Here is a 16,616-nt window from a genome sequence, read left to right as displayed (position 1 = left end):
GGTGCTCCTCATCCAGGCCGTGACTCTAAGGGGAATCGCCACCGGCACCGAGCGGTTGCAGCGTGGTGCCGGGGTAGTAGTGCGCCAGGATCCGGCGCGTGCTCCAGCCTCGGCCGGCCAGATCGATGGCTCCAGCCTGGGAGAGACCGGCCCCGTGGCCAAACCCCCCGCCGACCAGCCGCCACACCCCCGCTCCCGCCGGCTGCAGCGTGAACAGGGTGCTGGGCAGGCTGCGCAGGGTGCGGCGGATGGCATCCAGCCGCAACACGGTGCGGCCTTCGCTTCCCTGCACCTCGAGGGCCAGCACCCGGCCGCTGGGGCCACGGGCCAGCACCTTCAAGGCGGTGGGCTGCCCCACCCCCCGCTCCGGCCCCAGGGCGGCGGCGATCTGGGCGGCCGTGAGCTGCCGCTGCCAGCGGAAGACGGGATGGTCAGCCCCCCAGGCCGCTTGCCCGTCCCGCAGCAACGTCGGCAGGGCCGTGGCGGCCAGGGGCACGGGGAACCGGGCCTGGAAGGGGGCGGGCCCGTCGGGGAAGGGGGTCAGGTAGGGGACCGGCGCGCCGTTCCAGGCCTCCGGATAAGCGGCGCTGACACCACCGTTGCTGGCGTGGTAGACGGCGTGGATGGGTCCATCGGCGCCCATCAGCACGGCCAGCCGGGTGGCGGCAATGGCCTGGCGCACGGCGGCGCCGGCGTGGCGCGGGTCGCTGTACACCTGGCACTGGGTGTCGGCGCAGAGGTGGTAGCCATCCACCACGAAGCGGTGCTGGTTGCGCACTGCCCAGGTGCGCGCCAGCACGGCCTGGGCCTCGAGGGCCGCGGCCGGAACCCCGGCACCGATCTCGTGGGGCACCACTCCCTCCAGATAGCGCTCCAGGGGCACCTGCTCCACCAGGCTCCAGCCCCCGTGGGCATCGGCCAGCAGCTGGAAGGGGCCGGCGTAGGCCCCCTGCTTCCAGAGCAGGCCCCCGGGGGCCCCGATCCGGATCGGGGAGGCCAGGGCCACCACCCCCTGGGCCCGGCGCAACTCCAGCCCGACCCGCTCGGCAACCACCCGCTGCAAGCCCGTCAGCCGCACGCCGTCGGGAAGGGGGGCAGGATCGGGCGCCCCGGCCGGGGCCCACACCTCCCAGTCCCGGGGCCTGGCGATCGCGGCCTCCACCCCCACGGCGCGCCAGAGCCCAGCCGCCTGCTCAGCGCTCTCGAAGCTGGCAAACGGCCCCAGCACGCGGCGCCGCAGCGTCGTGGGCTGGGCCAGAACCTCGCGGCGCCAGTGCAGCACCAGCTCGGGGGCCTGGAAGCGCAGCCCGTTCGCATCCATCAGGGTCAGCAGACCGCTGCTGCTGCGCAGTCGCAGGGGCTGGGCCGTCGGGACCTCCCCCGGAGCCGGACCCAGCCGTGCCGCCAGGGCCACCCACAGGACCGGGTTGGCCGCCGTCAACGGGGCCGGCCGGGCCACCGGCCAGTGCATCAAGGTGGCTGGCCCAGGGGCAGAAGCGTCCGAGGCGGGAGGCGGTGGCGGGGGGAGTGGCGACTGATCGGCCCTGCAGCCAGTCGGGAACAGGAGAGCCATCACCAGCAGCAGCCTGGCCAGAACAGGGGGACGCAGCGACATCGACACGGCAGGGGTTGGAGGGGGGTACACCCGCGTCGTAGTGTGCTTGTTTGTGCCTGCGCCTACCGAGATGCCGAAGCTCAAGACCCGCAAAGCGGCCGCGAAGCGGTTCAAGGCCACCGGCACCGGCAAGTTCATGCGCCGGCGTGCCTTCCTCAACCACCTGCTCGACCACAAGAGCCCCAAGCGCAAGCGCTATCTGGGGACCATGGCGGTGGTTGACGATCGCGACCACGACAACGTGGCCCGGATGCTGCCCTACGCCGGCTGAGTCCGGCCGAGCTCCCTCCGGAGCTTCCGCTTTCCTTTTTTTCCACCCAGAGATCACCTCCCATGGCCCGCGTCAAGAGGGGCAACGTCGCCCGCAAACGCCGCAACAAAATTCTTCGCCTCGCCCGCGGCTTCCAGGGGAGCAACGGCAGCCTGTTCCGTACCGCCAATCAGCGGGTCATGAAGGCCCTCTGCAACGCCTACCGCGACCGTCGCCGCCGCAAGCGTGATTTCCGCCGCCTCTGGATCGCCAGGATCAACGCCGCCGCCCGCATGAACGGCCTCAGCTACAGCAAGCTGATCGGTGGTCTCAAGCGCGCCGATGTGCGCCTCAATCGCAAGATGCTGGCCCAGCTGGCCGTCGCTGATCCCTCCAGCTTCACCGCCGTGGCCACCGCGGCAGGCCACTGACGCCGTCCCCCCAGCCCCGACCGTCCGGCCGGCCCCGATGAACGACCTGCTGCCCCAGGCCTACCTGCTTGGCCTGATCGCCCTTCTGGGCGTGGCGGCCTTCGTGGTCGCTCGCCAGATCCTTCGGGTCCGGAGTGACGAACTCGCCATGGCCCGGCTGGGGGGCAACGACAAGGCCACTGGCGCCACCAGGGATGTCTCCACCCTGTACGAGCTGGCGTCTGTTCAGCTCCGCAAGCGCCTTTACGTCGAAGCCCAGGCCAATCTCAAGCAGGCCCTGAAGCTGGCTCACGCCGAGAACGCTCCCGCTGAGGCGAGGGCCCTGATGGAGAACGCCCTCGGCTTCACCCTGGCGGCCCAGAGCAATTACTCAGCGGCCGTGCGCCACTACCGGGCCGCCCTACGGGCCAAGGCCGACTATCCGGTGGCGATCAATAATCTGGCTTTCGCCCTGGAGAAACAGTCGAAGCCTGACGAAGCCAGGACCCTCTATGAGCGGGTGCTGCAGTTGGAGGCCACCAACAAGACAGCCCGTAAACGCCTCTCGATCCTTGAGCGCCGCAGTGGTCAGGAGACCAGCGGCAACGGCAAGTCCTTCTGAGGCCCTGGGGTCAGGTTCACCAAAGGCCACGCACCGCAGGCTGACCGGGCGCAGGTTTGGATGTGGCGGTCGTTTCCGGGATCAACTGCAGGCGCCCCCCCGGGGTGGTCAGGCGCGGCGCGCGCCAGCCGCTCAGGGACAGGCCCTGCACGCTCTGAAAGGCGCCACCGGGCTCCAGGGCGCCGCCGAGGGGATCTCCCAGCAGCAGCAGATCAAGTTGGTCCGACTTGGCATTGAGGTTGCCCTGCACCGGCGATTCGACGCCTCCAATCGCCATCGCACCGCGCAGATCCACCATCTGACCCATCGGCGTGGCCCCATCGATCCGCAGCTGGACGGGCACGGTCGGACCGCCGCTGAACGACTGGTACCGGCCGCTCCAGCGACGGGGCAGCTGCTCGGCGATCAGGCGGGCCCGTGCGATCGGATCGAAGGTCTCGACCTCGCCGCTGGCGCCACCGTCCAGGACGGTCGCCTGGATCTCCGGGGCGGTGAAGGGCACAAAGCCGCCAGCCGGCAGGGGGCTGGCGGCAAGCACCGGGCTGGCGGCGAGCATCAGGGGCAGGGCGGCCAGAGGCACCGGCATGACGTGGGTCTGGTTGGCAAAGGGCAGACTAATCGGGATGCGCCCGTCCGCCGCAGGCCTCCGACCTTGACCGCCATCACCACCCCGAGCTCCCACGACGATCTGGTGATCGCCGGCCGACACTTCCGCAGCCGTCTGATGACCGGCACCGGCAAGTACCCAAGCCTGGAGGCCATGCAGGCCAGCCTTGAGGCCAGCGGCTGCGAGATCGTCACGGTGGCTGTCCGGCGGGTCCAGAGCGGAGCACCCGGCCACGGCGGCCTGATGGAGGCGATCGACTGGAGCCGGATCTGGATGCTGCCCAACACGGCCGGCTGCGCCACCGCCGAGGAGGCGGTGCGGGTGGCCCGGCTGGGCCGGGAGCTGGCGCGGCTGGCGGGCCAGGAGGACAACAACTTCGTGAAGCTGGAGGTGATCCCCGATTCCCGCCACCTGCTCCCCGACCCCTTCGGCACCCTTGAAGCGGCCGAACAGCTGGTGAAGGAAGGCTTCGCCGTGCTGCCCTACATCAACGCCGATCCCCTGCTGGCCAAGCGGCTGGAGGAGGCCGGCTGCGTCACGGTGATGCCGCTGGGGTCGCCGATCGGCTCGGGCCAGGGCCTCCGCAACGCCGCCAACATCGCCCTGATCATCGAAAGCGCCGGCATCCCGGTGGTGGTGGATGCGGGCCTCGGGGTGCCCAGCGAAGCCGCCCAGGCGATGGAGATGGGCGCTGACGCCCTGTTGATCAACAGCGCCATCGCCCTGGCGGGGGATCCGGCGGCCATGGCGAGGGCCATGGCCCTGGCCACCGAAGCCGGCCGCACCGCCCTGCTGGCGGGCCGACTGCCGCAGCGGGCCGACGCCAGACCCAGCTCACCGATGGAAGGACGTGTGACGAACCATTGACGATCAAACCGATCCAGGCAGCCCTCCATAGGGTTTGGCGCACACCGATCCCCCAGCCATGCAGGTCACCGAAGAAGACGGCGGCAAGCTGAACGCCTTCGCCAAGGAGCCCCGCATGGTGCTGCAGGAGGAGGGGGAGACCAGCGGCGCCAACCGGATGCTGCTGATCGGCGGCCTCGTGCTGGTGGCCGTGATGGTGGCGGTGGCGGCCGGCATCAGCTGAGGCCCGGGGGCCATCTGAGGCCTGTAGTAGCTTGCCCGTCTGAGCAACTGCTCGTTCAGGAGTCTGGGGTGAAGGTTCTCGTTCTCGGCGGCGACGGCTTCTGTGGTTGGCCCTGTGCCGTGAACCTGGCCGAAGCCGGACATGACGTCGTCGTCGTCGACAACCTCAGTCGGCGCAAGATCGATATCGACCTGGGCGTCGAGTCGCTCACGCCGATCGCCACCATCCAGGACCGCCTGCGGGCCTGGGACCAGGTGGGCGGCCGCACGATGCGCTTCGTGCACCTCGACATCGCCCGGGAGTACGACCGGCTGCTCGAGCTGCTGCGCAGCGAGCGCCCCTCGGCCATCGTCCACTTCGCCGAGCAACGGGCCGCCCCCTACTCGATGAAGAGCAGCGCCACCAAGCGCTACACCGTCGACAACAACGTCAACGGCACCCACAACCTGCTGGCGGCCATCGTCGACAGCGGCCTTGACGTCCACATCGTGCACCTCGGCACCATGGGCGTCTACGGCTACGGGTCGCACCGCGGCGCCACGATCCCGGAGGGCTACCTCACGGTGGAAGTGCCCCAGCCCGACGGCACCTGCTTCACCGAGAAGATCCTGCACCCCACGGATCCAGGCAGCGTCTATCACATGACCAAGACGCTGGATCAACTGTTGTTCTTCTACTACAACAAGAACGACGCCATCCGGGTCACCGACCTGCACCAGGGCATCGTCTGGGGGACCAACACCGACCTCACCCAGCGGGATCCGCGACTCACCAACCGCTTCGACTACGACGGCGACTACGGCACGGTGCTGAACCGCTTCCTGATGCAGGCGGCGATCGGCTATCCCCTCACCGTGCACGGCACCGGCGGCCAGACCCGGGCCTTCATCCACATCCGCGATTCGGTGCGCTGCGTCCAACTGGCCCTGGAACACCCCCCCGAGCCCGGCGAGAAGGTGAAGATCTTCAACCAGATGACCGAGAGCCACCAGGTGGGTGAACTGGCCCGCAAGGTGGCCGCCCTGACCGACGCCGAGATCAACTACCTGCCCAACCCGCGTAAGGAGGCGATCGAAAACGATCTGATCGTCGACAACCGCTGCTTCATCGAGCTGGGCCTCAAGCCCACCACCCTCGATGACGGTCTCCTGGCCGAGGTGGTGGACGTGGCCCGCCGCTGGGCCGACCGCTGCGACCGCTCCAAGATCCCCTGCCTCTCGGCCTGGACCCAGCGCCAGGCCGAAGCGATCAAGGCCTTCGCCTGATCACCAGCCTGTGAAGATCGCCTTTTTCACCGAAACCTTCCTGCCGAAGGTGGATGGCATCGTCACGCGACTCACCAAGACGGTGCAGCAACTGGTGGCGGCCGGCGATGAGGTGCTGATCTTCTGCCCTGAAGGGGCCCCAGAGTCGTACATGGGTGCCCGGGTTGTGGGGGTGCCGGCGATGCCGCTGCCCCTCTACCCGGAACTGAAGCTGGCCCTGCCGCGGCCGGCGGTCTCCGAGGCCCTCGATCGCTTCGGACCCGATCTGGTCCACGTGGTGAACCCCGCCGTGCTCGGCCTGGGGGGGATCTGGCTGGCCCGCAGCCGCGGTCTGCCGCTGGTGGCCAGCTACCACACCCACCTGCCCAAGTACCTGGAGCACTACGGCATGGGAATGCTGGAGCCCCTGCTGTGGGAACTGCTCAAGGCCGCCCACAACCAGGCCCAGCTCAATCTCTGCACCTCCACAGCCATGGTGGAGGAGCTGGCCTCCAGGGGCATCCAGCACACGGCCCTGTGGCAGCGCGGCGTCGATACCGACCTGTTCCGCCCTGAACTGGCCTCCGCCGCCATGCGTCAGCGGCTGCATGGCGGGCACGACGACACAGGCCATCTCCTGCTCTACATCGGCCGGCTCTCAGCGGAGAAGCAGATCGACCGGATCCGGCCGGTGCTCGAAGCCATGCCCCAGACCCGCCTGGCCCTGGTGGGGGACGGTCCCCACCGCCAGCAGCTGGAGCGCCATTTCGAAGGCACCGCCACCACCTTCGTGGGCTACCTGGCCGGCGAGGAGCTGGCCTCGGCCTATGCCAGCGGCGATGCGTTCCTGTTCCCGTCCAGCACCGAAACCCTTGGCCTGGTGCTGCTCGAGGCCATGGCCGCCGGCTGCCCGGTGGTGGGGGCCAACCGGGGTGGCATCCCCGACATCGTCAGTGACGGCGTCAACGGCTGCCTCTACGACCCCGACCAGCCCGCCAGCCTGCCCACCGCCGTCGAACGGCTGCTGGGGGATCCGGCCGCCCGCCGCCAGCTGCGTCTGGCCGCCCGCGAGGAGGCCGAACGCTGGGGCTGGCCCAGCGCCACCGCCCAGCTGCAGGGCTATTACCGCCAGGTGCTCATCCCGGCTTGAGCGCCGCTGGCGGTTTCACGCCCCGGAACCAGACGCTCATCAGGGCCTTCACCATCGGCGCCGCCACCGTGCCGCCGTACCCCCCGGAGTTCTCGCCAAAGGCGACGATCACCAGGGTGGGCTTGCCGGTGGCCGGGGCGTAGCCGCCGAACCAGGCGTGGTCGGGACGGGGGGGGTCCTCAGCGGTGCCGGTCTTGCCGGCCACGGGCGGCAGGCTGGGGTCGTTGAGGATGGTGGCCGTGCCGGAGGTGACCGCCTGGCGCAGGCCGGCATGCAGCACCCTCAGGGTGGCCGGCTTCAGCCCCAGCCATTTCCGGGGGTAATCGCGCTCCACCAGGTGGGGGGTCACCAGCCAGCCGCCGTTGGCCACGGCCGCGTAGAGACGGGCCATCTGCAGCGGTGTCACGGTCACCGCGCCCTGGCCGATCGAGGAGGTGATCGTGTCGACCGGGGTCCAGGGTTCGCCCAGCACCTCCTTCTTCCAGGCCGGATCCCCCAGCAGTCCAGGGGATTCCTCAGCGGCCAATTCGCTGCCGGTGCGGCTGCCGTAGCCCATGCGGCGGGCGGCCTTGAACAGCTCGTCAGGACCGACCATCAGCCCCACCTTGTAGAAGAAGCTGTTGCTGCTCACCCCAAGGGCGAAGGGGAAGCCAATGCTGCCGAAGGAGCCATGGTCGGCATAGCACTGGCCGTAGTAGCAGAAGGAGCCCACCGTCGGCACGGTGGAGGTCTCGTTGAGCTTGCCGGACTCGATGCCGGCGATCGTGGTGACGATCTTGAAGGTGCTGGCGGGCGGGAAGCCCTGGAAAGCCCGGTTCAGCATCGGCGCCTCCGGCCGGTTGAGGCTGTTCCACTGGGCCGTGGTGGGGCCGTCGGAGAAAATGTTGGGATCGAAGTTGGGCCGGCTGGCCATGGCCCGCACGGCACCGGTCTGGGGGTCCATGGCCACGATCGCCCCCTTGCGCACCCCGTCGAGGGCCCTCTCCGCCGCGCGCTGCAGGTCGAGATCGAGGGTGAGGCGCAGATCCTTGCCGGCCTTGGCGGGCTTGTCCCCCAGCACGCGCTGCACCTGGCCCTCGGCATTCACCTCCAGCTGCTGGCCGCCCCACTCGCCACGCAGGTGGGTTTCGTAGACCTTCTCCAGCCCGCTGCGGCCGATGCGGTCGCTGATGCGGTAGCCGTGGTCCTTGAGGGCGGCGTACTCCTCCTCGGTGATGCTGCTGGTGTAGCCCATCACATGGGCCCCCAGGCTGCCGTCGGGGTAGGCGCGGAGCACGTCCTCGGACACCTCCGCCCCCTGCAGGGAGCCGGCCTGCTCCCGGAAGCGCAGTACCTGCACGGGGGTGAGCGAGAGAGCCAGGGGGATGCGGAAACCCTCGGCGTTGGCGCCGCTCTTGCGCTGGGCCTCAAGCCGGTCGGTGGAGAGCCCCAGCAGGGTGGCCAGCCGGTCGCGCAGCTCGGGCCAACGGCGGTCATCGACCTGGAGGGGCTGGAGATAAAGGTTGTAGGTGAGGCGATTGGTGGCCAGCACCCGGCCCTTGCGATCCAGCAGGCGCCCGCGCACCGGGTTCCGCGGCAACAGGCGGATCCGGTTCTCGTCGGCCATGGCCCGGTTCTCGGCCCCATGCAGCAGCTGGAGCCAGGCCAGCCGCCCGAGCATGGCGGCCAGCACCAGCAGCATGAAGGTGAGCAGGAGGGCGGCCTGGTGCCCCGCCCCGCTGTGGCGGGTGGAGGAGGGACCGAGCCCGCCGCCGGCAGCGCGCACCATCAGGCCAGCCGGCTCTGGAGCAGGGCCAGCCGCTCCTCAATACGCCCCAGGGCCGCCAGCAGTTCAGCCGGATCGGCGGGGGTGGGCGGCGGCGGGGCCTCCCAGGCGGGGGTAGGCGCTTCGGGGCCACCCACGGCGTCCCCAGCCTCGGCGGCGACGTCGCGCACCTCCACCTTCATCACCGGGTTGCCCAGACCGGGCTGGAAGCGGTCGAGGTTCTCACGCACCTGGCTGGCTGCGGGTTCTCCCTCCTGGCGCAGCTGGCTGAGGGGGTCAGCACTGCTGCCGTTGAAGGCGGCGATCACCTCGGCCGGCCCCCCCTTGCGGGCCCGCTCCACCACCGCCAGTCCGACTGGAAGCACGTCCTGCATCAGGGCCAGACGCAGGGAATCAAGAGGGTCGGCAGCCATGACGTCGCCAAAGGGGCCAGGCTGTCCAGTCTGACGTGCGGAACGGCCCGCTTCAGGGTGCGGGACGCTGAACGCCGGGATCGACGATCACCTGGCTGCAGAAGCGGGTGCTGCCGAGCCACCAGCCGCCGGCGACGGCCAGCACCAGCAGGACGCTGAAGGGCAGCAGGGCCTGGCGGGTGCCCTCGAGGGAGAGCCACTCCATCCAGCCCCGCAGCAGGCGGTCGCGATCGAAGCGGCGCCGCTCCCGCAGGCTTTCCTTGCCGCGACGGTCGAGGGCCCGGGCCACCCAGCGCTCGAAGGCCTTCTTCTTGGTGACAGCCATCTTGCGCTCCACCTCCAGCAGGTGGCCGGCGCTGAGGTCGGGGTTGAAGGTGCTGATCAGCTCCAGGCTCTTGAGGAACATCTCCACTGCCCCCTCCTTCACCGCCAGGTCGGCCGGATCCAGCCCCTCCCAGTCGAGTTCGGGATAGAAGCGCAGGCGGTTGCTGCGGATCTGCTCCTCCGGCAGCTGGCCGGGTTCCCGCAGCCAGCGGTCGGTGTTGGCATCAAAACGACGCCAGTAGAGGAAGGGATTGAGGAAGACGGTCTTGCCGGCCAGCAGGATGCTGTCCTGCTGCAGACGCCGGTGCATCTGGGGGTCGTGCTCAGCCCCGGCAGGGCTGCCAGCGACGACGGGGGAGACGGAAGGCACGGAGCAAAGGCCGGGCGCCGACGTTATCGAAGTTGGCCCCCGGGGGCCAGCCTGGGGACCCGCCTACTCCCACTCGATCGTGCCGGGGGGCTTGCTGGTGATGTCGAGCACCACCCGGTTCACCCCTCGCACCTCATTGACAATGCGGTTGGAGATCAGCTCCAACAGGTCGTAGGGCAGGCGCGACCAGTCGGCGGTCATGCCGTCCTCGGAGGAGACGCAGCGCAGCACGATCGGATAGGCGTAGGTGCGCTTGTCACCCATCACACCGACGCTGCGCACCGGCAGCAGCACGGCGAAGGCCTGCCAGATCTCGTTGTAGAGGCCGGCGTCGCGCACCTCCTCGCGCACGATCAGATCGGCATCCCGCAGGATGTCGAGCTTGTCATCGTTGACCTCCCCCAGGATGCGGATCGCCAGGCCGGGGCCCGGAAACGGGTGGCGCCCGACGATTTCCTGGGGCAGACCCAGGCTGCGGCCCACCTTGCGCACCTCGTCTTTGAACAGGCGACGCAGCGGTTCGACCAGCTTGAACTGCAGATCCTTCGGCAGGCCGCCCACGTTGTGGTGGCTCTTGATCTTCACCGCCACCCGCTCGCCGGTCTTGGGGTCCACGTTGGTGCCGGCCGATTCGATCACATCCGGATAGAGCGTGCCCTGGGCCAGGTAGTCGAAGGGGCCGAGGCGACGGCTTTCCTCCTCGAACACCCGGATGAACTCGGTGCCGATGATCTTGCGCTTCTCCTCGGGGTCGGTGATGCCGGCGAGCTTGGAGATGAAGCGCTCACGGGCATTGATGTATTCCACGTTGATGTGGAACTGGTGATCGAAGAACTCCATCAGGAACTCCGGCTCACCTTTGCGCATGAAGCCCTGGTCGATGAACATGCAGGTGAGGCGATCGCCGATCGCCTGGTGCAGCAGAAAGGCCAGGGTGGAGGAATCGACTCCGCCCGAGAGGGCCAGCAGCACCCTTTTCTCGCCCACCTGGGCACGCACCTCGCCGATGGCCTCGTCGATGAAGGCGGCGGTGGTCCAGTCGGGGGTGCAGCCGCAGATGTGATAAACGAAATTACGGATCATCACCATGCCGCCGGTGGAGTGCACCACCTCCGGGTGGAACTGCACCCCGTACAGGCGGCGGGCATGGTCGGCCACCGCGGCCTCGGGGGTGTTGTCGGTGTGGGCGAGCCGCACGAAGCCGTCCGGCAGGGCCTCCACCGAATCACCGTGGCTCATCCACATCGTCGAGCCACTGGCGACGTTGGTGAGCAGATCGACCGGGTCGTCGACATGCAGCGGTGCCTTGCCGTACTCAGCCCGGCCGGCCGCCACCACCGATCCGCCCAGCTGCTGCACCATCAGCTGCATGCCGTAGCAGACCCCCAGCACCGGGATGCCCAGGTCCCAGAGGCCGGGGTCGCAGGAAGGGGCCCCCTCCTCGTAGACGGAACTGGGACCGCCGCTGAGGATGATGCCCTTCGGGGCCATGGCCTTCAGTTCCGCGGCGGTGGTGGCATACCCCATCACCAGGGAGAAGACCTCCGTCTCCCGCACCCGGCGGGCGATCAGTTCGGAGTACTGGGAACCGAAATCCAGGATGACGATGGCCGGAGGACGGCTGGAACCGCTGGCATGGTCCCGTTCCGAACCCGGTGGAGCGGTCTGCGGCGTTTGGGACATCGGCTCGAAGGCGGCCAGGGCCGGGGCCCGGTATCGGTGCCAGCACCCTAAGTCGCGCCCCTGAAACGCTCCATCAGCCCCGCCCCCACCGGACCGCAGACCCTCACCTGGCGAGCGCGATCGAACAGGGCTGCCCCCACGGCGATCGGCGGGGCACCGTGGCTGGCCAGGTAGGCCTGGCAACGGCTTTCGATGGTGGCGGCGATGCGGGCCCGCAGGCGCCCGGCCAGGTCCGGATCGGCCTGCTCCAGGCCAGCCAGGGCGGCCTCCACCGTGGCGGCCCCGTGGAGGGCGGCGAGGGTGGCGCCGGTGGCCCCCTCCAGGGCGGCGAGGGCGGTGAGCACCTCGGCGCGGCCATCGGCCAGGTGGTGATGGGTGTGAAAGATGCCGCCGGCCAGCTTGATCAGCTTGCCCTGGTAGCCGAACAGCAGCAGCCGTTCCACCCCCGCTTCGGCAGCCGCCACCAGCACCGGCCCAAGCCAGTTGCCCGCCTTGAGCAGCAGCTCCGGCGGCAGTCCCAGCCGCGGGGCCAAATCGAGGCCGTTCTCGCCGATCACCAGCACAAGGTCGCCGTTGAATCCCGGCGCGGCAACCCGGCCGGCCAGATCCGCCAGGGTGTGGGCGAGCTGGTCCGGGTCCGCGCCCGCCTGCACCTCGGCCTGGGTGCCGATCAGGGCCAGCCCGTCCACCACGCCGAAGGCCGCATTGCTGGTGCGCTCCGCCAGACGGCGGCCGTCGGGAAGCACCAGGGTGAGCCCCAGACGGCCGCCGGCCGGCACCAGGGGCCGCAGGTTGGTCTCCAGCAGCTGCTGGGCATAGGCAGACAGACAGGCCTCGCCGCTGGCCTCGTGCACCCCCACCCCCTCGCCTGGCTCCAACTGCAGCCAGGGCCCGTCGCCTGGAAGCCACCGCGCCAGCACCCACACCACCAGGCCGCGGGTGAGGTCGAGCCCCTCGCCCGGATCACAGCAGCTTTCCCCCAGGGCCAGCCCCTCCCCCAGCCGCGCGGCGGCCCGCACCGGAATCGGCACCACCCCCTGCGGCTGCAGGAGTTCCAGGGGCACGGCGGCGTTGAAGGGCTCCCCTTGCAGGGCCCCGAGGGCGGCGCGGGCCGCGGCCGCCAGCCACACCGGCAGGGTGAATCCCCGCTGGGGCGCAGGGGGGGGGCGCAGGGAATCGATGGCCGACGGGAACGCTGTTTTTTATGGTGGTCGATCGCCTTGCCTCCGCCGGGCCGCGCTCCTTCGTTCCCCACCGCTCATGCAGGACAAGCTCACACTGATGATCCCCGGCCCCACCCCGGTGCCGGAGACCGTCCTGCAGGCCATGGCCCGCCATCCGATCGGCCACCGCAGCGGCGATTTCCAGAAGATCGTGCGCCGCACCACCGAGCAGCTGCAGTGGCTGCACCAGACCAAGGGCCACGTGCTGGTGCTCACCGGCAGCGGCACCGCGGCGATGGAGGCGGCGATCGTCAACACCCTCAGCCGCGGCGACAAGGTGCTCTGCGGCGACAACGGCAAGTTCGGCGAACGCTGGGTGAAGGTGGCGAAGGCCTACGGGCTCAACGTGGAAGTGATCAAGGCGGACTGGGGCCAGCCCCTCGATCCGGAGGCCTTCCGCGCCGCCCTCGAGGCCGACACCGCCAAAGAGATCCGGGGCGTGATCCTCACCCACTCGGAAACCTCCACCGGGGTGATCAACGACCTGCAGGCCATCTCCGGATACGTGAAGGCCCACGGCACGGCGCTCACCATCGCCGACTGCGTCACCAGCCTGGGGGCCTGCGACGTGCCCATGGATGCCTGGGGCGTGGACGTGGTCGGCTCCGGCTCCCAGAAGGGCTACATGATGCCGCCGGGCCTGAGCTTCGTCGCCATGAGCGAGCGAGCCTGGACGGCGTACGAGCGCTCCGACCTGCCCAAGTTCTATCTGGATCTGGGCAAGTACCGCAAGGCGGCCGATGACGACAGCAACCCCTTCACCCCGGCGATCAACCTCTACTTCGCCCTTGAAGCCGCCCTGGGCATGATGCAGAAGGAGGGCCTGGAGGCCATCTTCGCCCGCCACGATCGTCATCGGCGCGCCACCCAGGCGGCGATGAAGGCGATTGGTCTGCCGCTCTACGCGGCCGAGGGCCATGGCAGCCCGGCCATCACCGCGGTGGCCCCGGAGGGCATCGATGCCGAGCTTCTGCGCAAGCACGTCAAGGAGCGTTTCGACATCCTGCTGGCCGGCGGCCAGGACCACCTCAAGGGCAAGGTGTTCCGCATCGGCCACCTGGGCTTCGTCTGCGACCGCGATGTGCTCACGGCCGTGGCAGCCATCGAGGCCACCCTGCAGGCCCTGGGCCTGGCCAAGGCGCCCACCGGCGCGGGCGTGGCGGCGGCGGCGGCGGCCCTGGCCGGCTGAGTGGCTGAACAGCCGCGTGGCGGGGTGGCGGGGTGGCAAGGGGCGAATTAGGTTCATGGTGGACGCTTTTGACGCCATGACCCTTGCTGCCCTGCGACGCCTTCCCCTCGCCGCCGCCCTCAGCCTGAGCCTCGCGGCCGCCGGCTGCCAGCGCGCCGACCTCCCCCAGCAGACCAAGAAGACCGAAGCCAGGATCTGCACCGAGCTGACCACGGTGAACCAGGCCCTGGAGCAGGTGGCTGCCCTGTCGCCCTCCTCTACCGTGGGTGAAGCCAAGGCGGCCCAGCAGAAGCTGGAGCAGTCGATCGCGGCCCTGCAGACCTCGGAGAACCAGCTGCAGAAGCTGCGGGTGGAGGCCTTCCGCAAGCTGCTTGATGGCTTCCGCGGGGAAGTGGCCAAAGCCTCCGCCAACAAGACACAGACGCTTGAACAGGCCGCCAATGAGCTGAAGCCAAAGGCCCTGGCAGTGATCGCCGCCCGCAGGGCGCTCTCCGCCGCCGTGCAGTGCGAGGAGCCGGCTCCGGCGGCCCCCAGCAAGCCCTGACGGGCGGCGCAGTGGCTCTGGGCGCCCGAATGGCGCCCAGAGCCTTGCTAGTGTAATGCGATGCGGGTGTAATTCAGTGGTAGAATGTCAGCTTCCCAAGCTGAACGTCGCCGGTTCGAATCCGGTCACCCGCTTGATGAAGAATCCAAACGAAAACGAGCAGGAGATATCTTTTAAGAACTGACCTATTTTTTTATTCTCAGGGCAGATGGCCACTTCGTTGTATAGGTTATTCTGCGCCATTTCGCACCATGCGTTCCCATCAATCTGGGAGGCTCGGAACATGACTGGCGCGGGCAGCCCAGCACAGAGGTTCTCCGTGTCTGCACCCTGAAGACAATGGCGGCCTCAGAACCTGCCTCTAGCCGCGCGTCGTCTTCCACGCCCGGAGGTTGAGCAGGGCTACTTGCTCAGGCCCGGGGCTTGATCAACTGGAGCACCTGCAGACCCAGGCCGCCAGCGCGACGTTCGCAATCAAGGGCCTCGAGAATCGCCCGGGCCGAAGCGTCAAGATCACCCTCAGTGGCCGCCATCCGAGCCTGTTCGTTGAGGGTGGACGCCTGGAGCAGTAGGCGTTGGCGGGCAGTGGTGTCGGACAGCGGTGAGACGCTGGACCTTGGACGTGCGGACGATTCCAACGTCAAGGTGACGGGAGCAGACGGGCTAGAGACAATCATGACCGGCGAGAGTTTCGCAGTATCTGAAGACATTCACAACGGGTCCGTTGGCATTCAACAGACCCTTCGTTTTAAAATCTTACTCCACACCATATCCAGGGCCTCCAGTTGGAGGAAATTGACCGTCAAACGAGAGGTTGGGGTGTGATCGCGCGGACTTGCTGCTCAGGTGCCCGGTTCTTCCTGATTGCCACCCAGGGCAGCGATCTGGGAGCGCAGCTGGTCGGAGCGCTGCTGGTCGCCCCGGGTGAGGGCAACGGCGAGAGCGAACTCGAGCTTTTCCAGCTGGTGGTCGCCTTCCTCCTGGGAATGGCTTCGTAACTGGCAGTGGGGGGCAGGGTTGGCCGCGCGTGAGGAGGCGTTCTGCCCGTGAAGGGCGCTGGAGGATGACTGGTAAGGGGATGTGGGGAAGGCCATGACCCGCTTTCTTTTCATTTTGACACCCTTGACCAGGGGGGTGCGTGGACTCAGGCGGCAGAGGGGTAAGGGACGTCGTCGTGGCTTTCGTCGACAGGGGACGCGTCGGAGCTGACGCCGATCTCCAGCAGATGGCGGCAGTCCTGCAGCAGACGCTCGACGTTGTCGAGGCTGGCCAGTTCTTCCGGCTCCGGACGGGCCTGGTTCGACGCCTGCAGTTCCACCGCGGCCAGGCGCTGCTCCAGCGTCACCAGGCGCTGGGAGAGGGCATGGATGGTTTCGGCGAGATCTTCGGCATTGCGGCTGATGCGGAATGACACCGAGGTGGGGGCCATGTCGGGAAGAGCAACTGTTCTGAGTCGCATGACAACACACCCCGGCGACGCTCTCAAGCACCCACAGCAGTGATCTCCCAGAGTGGGCTCTGTTGATCAAGCTCGGCGGCGGATGAACCATTCCTGGCATCTCTTGCTTTACGTGATGGCGGGACTCACCGGCGGCCTGCTGGCCCTGCGCACCGGTATCCCTGCGGCACCCCTGGCCGGGGCCCTGCTGGGGGCCGCCGTGGTCAGCGTGACGGGCCGACTCGAGGTGGCCCAATGGCCGGTCGGTTCCCGCACCCTGCTGGAAATCGGCATCGGCACGGTGATCGGCACCGGCCTCACCGGCGCAGCCTTGGTGGAACTCCGCCAGCTGTGGCGACCCGCCTTGCTGATCACGGTCACCCTGGTGCTCACCGGCCTGGTAGTCGGTCTGGGCTGCAGCCGACTGATGGGCGTCGACCCGGTGGTGGCCCTGTTGGGGGCGGCCCCGGGGGGCATCAGCGGCATGAGTCTGGTCGGCGCGGAGTTCGGCGTGGGGGCCGCTGTGGCCACCCTGCACGCGGTGCGACTGATCACCGTGCTCGTGATCCTGCCGCTGGTGGTGAAGCTGGTGCTCCCCGCCACCGCCGCCCCACCGGGCGGCTGACCACCCTGGACAGGAGCGCAGGGGTCGATACGTTGGGCCACCTTGTTCGTTCTG

The 16,616-nt window shown here is 68.9% G+C and carries 20 protein-coding genes and 1 tRNA gene; 11 read left to right on the top strand and 10 right to left on the bottom strand.

Going from position 1 to position 16,616, the window contains the following annotated elements:
• Positions 1-25: 25 nt before the first annotated feature.
• The gene (locus tag KQ305_RS15025) at positions 26-1,615 is read right to left on the bottom strand and encodes a SpoIID/LytB domain-containing protein (RefSeq protein WP_259726204.1); all 1,590 of its coding nucleotides are present in this window, start codon (positions 1,613-1,615) and stop codon (positions 26-28) included.
• Between the two features lie 70 nt (positions 1,616-1,685).
• Between KQ305_RS15025 and rpmI the strand changes: the two genes are divergently transcribed.
• The 3 genes from rpmI to KQ305_RS15010 all read left to right on the top strand — a co-directional run bounded on the left by rpmI (position 1,686) and on the right by KQ305_RS15010 (position 2,897).
• On the top strand, positions 1,686-1,886 hold the full coding sequence (gene rpmI, locus KQ305_RS15020; RefSeq protein ID WP_015109851.1) for a 50S ribosomal protein L35: 201 nt from the start codon (positions 1,686-1,688) through the stop codon (positions 1,884-1,886).
• A 62-nt stretch (positions 1,887-1,948) separates the two neighbouring features.
• Positions 1,949-2,296, top strand: a complete 348-nt coding sequence (gene rplT, locus KQ305_RS15015) for a 50S ribosomal protein L20 (protein ID WP_254959258.1) — start codon at positions 1,949-1,951, stop codon at positions 2,294-2,296.
• Positions 2,297-2,333: 37 nt separating this feature from the next.
• Entirely contained in the window at positions 2,334-2,897 is a 564-nt protein-coding gene (locus KQ305_RS15010; RefSeq protein ID WP_259726203.1) for a tetratricopeptide repeat protein, read from the top strand.
• Positions 2,898-2,913: 16 nt separating this feature from the next.
• Here KQ305_RS15010 and KQ305_RS15005 read toward each other — a convergent pair whose 3' ends face one another.
• Complete coding sequence (locus tag KQ305_RS15005; RefSeq protein ID WP_259726202.1) at positions 2,914-3,483, bottom strand: hypothetical protein; 570 nt, start codon at positions 3,481-3,483, stop codon at positions 2,914-2,916.
• 66 nt (positions 3,484-3,549) lie between these two features.
• Here KQ305_RS15005 and KQ305_RS15000 point away from each other — a divergent pair, with 66 nt between their 5' ends.
• From KQ305_RS15000 to KQ305_RS14985, 4 genes are all read left to right on the top strand, one after another.
• Positions 3,550-4,371 (top strand): thiazole synthase, encoded by an 822-nt coding sequence (locus KQ305_RS15000; RefSeq protein ID WP_259726201.1) that lies wholly within the window; start codon positions 3,550-3,552, stop codon positions 4,369-4,371.
• Positions 4,372-4,429: 58 nt separating this feature from the next.
• Positions 4,430-4,594 carry a photosystem II assembly protein Psb34 gene (gene psb34 / locus KQ305_RS14995; protein ID WP_094587070.1) on the top strand — a complete coding sequence of 55 codons (165 nt, stop codon included), beginning with the start codon at positions 4,430-4,432 and terminating at the stop codon, positions 4,592-4,594.
• Positions 4,595-4,662: 68 nt separating this feature from the next.
• On the top strand, positions 4,663-5,859 hold the full coding sequence (locus KQ305_RS14990; protein WP_259726200.1) for an NAD-dependent epimerase/dehydratase family protein: 1,197 nt from the start codon (positions 4,663-4,665) through the stop codon (positions 5,857-5,859).
• 10 nt (positions 5,860-5,869) lie between these two features.
• Positions 5,870-6,988: a glycosyltransferase family 1 protein gene (locus tag KQ305_RS14985; protein WP_259726199.1), complete on the top strand. Its 1,119-nt coding sequence runs from the start codon at positions 5,870-5,872 to the stop codon at positions 6,986-6,988.
• On the opposite strand, the gene mrdA is transcribed toward KQ305_RS14985, so the two are convergent.
• From mrdA to cbiD, 5 genes are all read right to left on the bottom strand, one after another.
• Entirely contained in the window at positions 6,975-8,756 is a 1,782-nt protein-coding gene (gene mrdA / locus KQ305_RS14980; protein WP_259726198.1) for a penicillin-binding protein 2, read from the bottom strand. The genes KQ305_RS14985 and mrdA overlap by 14 nt on opposite strands.
• On the bottom strand, positions 8,756-9,166 hold the full coding sequence (locus KQ305_RS14975; RefSeq protein ID WP_259726197.1) for a hypothetical protein: 411 nt from the start codon (positions 9,164-9,166) through the stop codon (positions 8,756-8,758). Before KQ305_RS14975 ends, mrdA begins: the two co-directional genes overlap by 1 nt.
• 52 nt (positions 9,167-9,218) lie before the next feature.
• Complete coding sequence (locus KQ305_RS14970) at positions 9,219-9,800, bottom strand: hypothetical protein (protein ID WP_259726256.1); 582 nt, start codon at positions 9,798-9,800, stop codon at positions 9,219-9,221.
• Positions 9,801-9,923: 123 nt separating this feature from the next.
• Entirely contained in the window at positions 9,924-11,543 is a 1,620-nt protein-coding gene (gene guaA / locus KQ305_RS14965) for a glutamine-hydrolyzing GMP synthase (RefSeq protein ID WP_259726196.1), read from the bottom strand.
• Between the two features lie 47 nt (positions 11,544-11,590).
• Positions 11,591-12,724, bottom strand: a complete 1,134-nt coding sequence (cbiD, locus tag KQ305_RS14960; protein ID WP_259726255.1) for a cobalt-precorrin-5B (C(1))-methyltransferase CbiD — start codon at positions 12,722-12,724, stop codon at positions 11,591-11,593.
• Positions 12,725-12,803: 79 nt separating this feature from the next.
• On the opposite strand from cbiD, the gene KQ305_RS14955 reads away from it, so the two are divergent.
• The 3 genes from KQ305_RS14955 (at position 12,804) to KQ305_RS14945 (ending at position 14,633) form a co-directional block, all read left to right on the top strand.
• Positions 12,804-13,955: an alanine--glyoxylate aminotransferase family protein gene (locus tag KQ305_RS14955; RefSeq protein WP_259726195.1), complete on the top strand. Its 1,152-nt coding sequence runs from the start codon at positions 12,804-12,806 to the stop codon at positions 13,953-13,955.
• A 76-nt stretch (positions 13,956-14,031) separates the two neighbouring features.
• Entirely contained in the window at positions 14,032-14,499 is a 468-nt protein-coding gene (locus KQ305_RS14950) for a hypothetical protein (RefSeq protein WP_259726194.1), read from the top strand.
• Between the two features lie 62 nt (positions 14,500-14,561).
• A tRNA-Gly gene (locus KQ305_RS14945) sits at positions 14,562-14,633 on the top strand.
• 276 nt (positions 14,634-14,909) lie between these two features.
• Here the strand turns inward: KQ305_RS14945 and KQ305_RS14940 are convergent.
• From KQ305_RS14940 to KQ305_RS14930, 3 genes are all read right to left on the bottom strand, one after another.
• On the bottom strand, positions 14,910-15,032 hold the full coding sequence (locus tag KQ305_RS14940) for a hypothetical protein (protein ID WP_259726193.1): 123 nt from the start codon (positions 15,030-15,032) through the stop codon (positions 14,910-14,912).
• A 309-nt stretch (positions 15,033-15,341) separates the two neighbouring features.
• Positions 15,342-15,593, bottom strand: a complete 252-nt coding sequence (locus KQ305_RS14935; protein ID WP_259726192.1) for a hypothetical protein — start codon at positions 15,591-15,593, stop codon at positions 15,342-15,344.
• A gap of 50 nt (positions 15,594-15,643) precedes the next feature.
• Positions 15,644-15,928 (bottom strand): hypothetical protein, encoded by a 285-nt coding sequence (locus tag KQ305_RS14930; RefSeq protein ID WP_259726191.1) that lies wholly within the window; start codon positions 15,926-15,928, stop codon positions 15,644-15,646.
• A gap of 112 nt (positions 15,929-16,040) precedes the next feature.
• On the opposite strand from KQ305_RS14930, the gene KQ305_RS14925 reads away from it, so the two are divergent.
• Positions 16,041-16,562, top strand: coding sequence for an AbrB family transcriptional regulator (locus KQ305_RS14925; RefSeq protein WP_259726190.1), 522 nt, complete (start codon positions 16,041-16,043; stop codon positions 16,560-16,562).
• The last annotated feature ends 54 nt before the right edge of the window (positions 16,563-16,616 follow it).

This window comes from Synechococcus sp. CS-1332 (assembly GCF_025127995.1).
In the GTDB taxonomy this organism is placed as follows: Bacteria; Cyanobacteriota; Cyanobacteriia; order PCC-6307; family Cyanobiaceae; genus Cyanobium.
The sequence above is the reverse complement of the archived record's forward strand: the minus strand, read 5'-3'. Positions and strand labels throughout refer to the sequence as shown.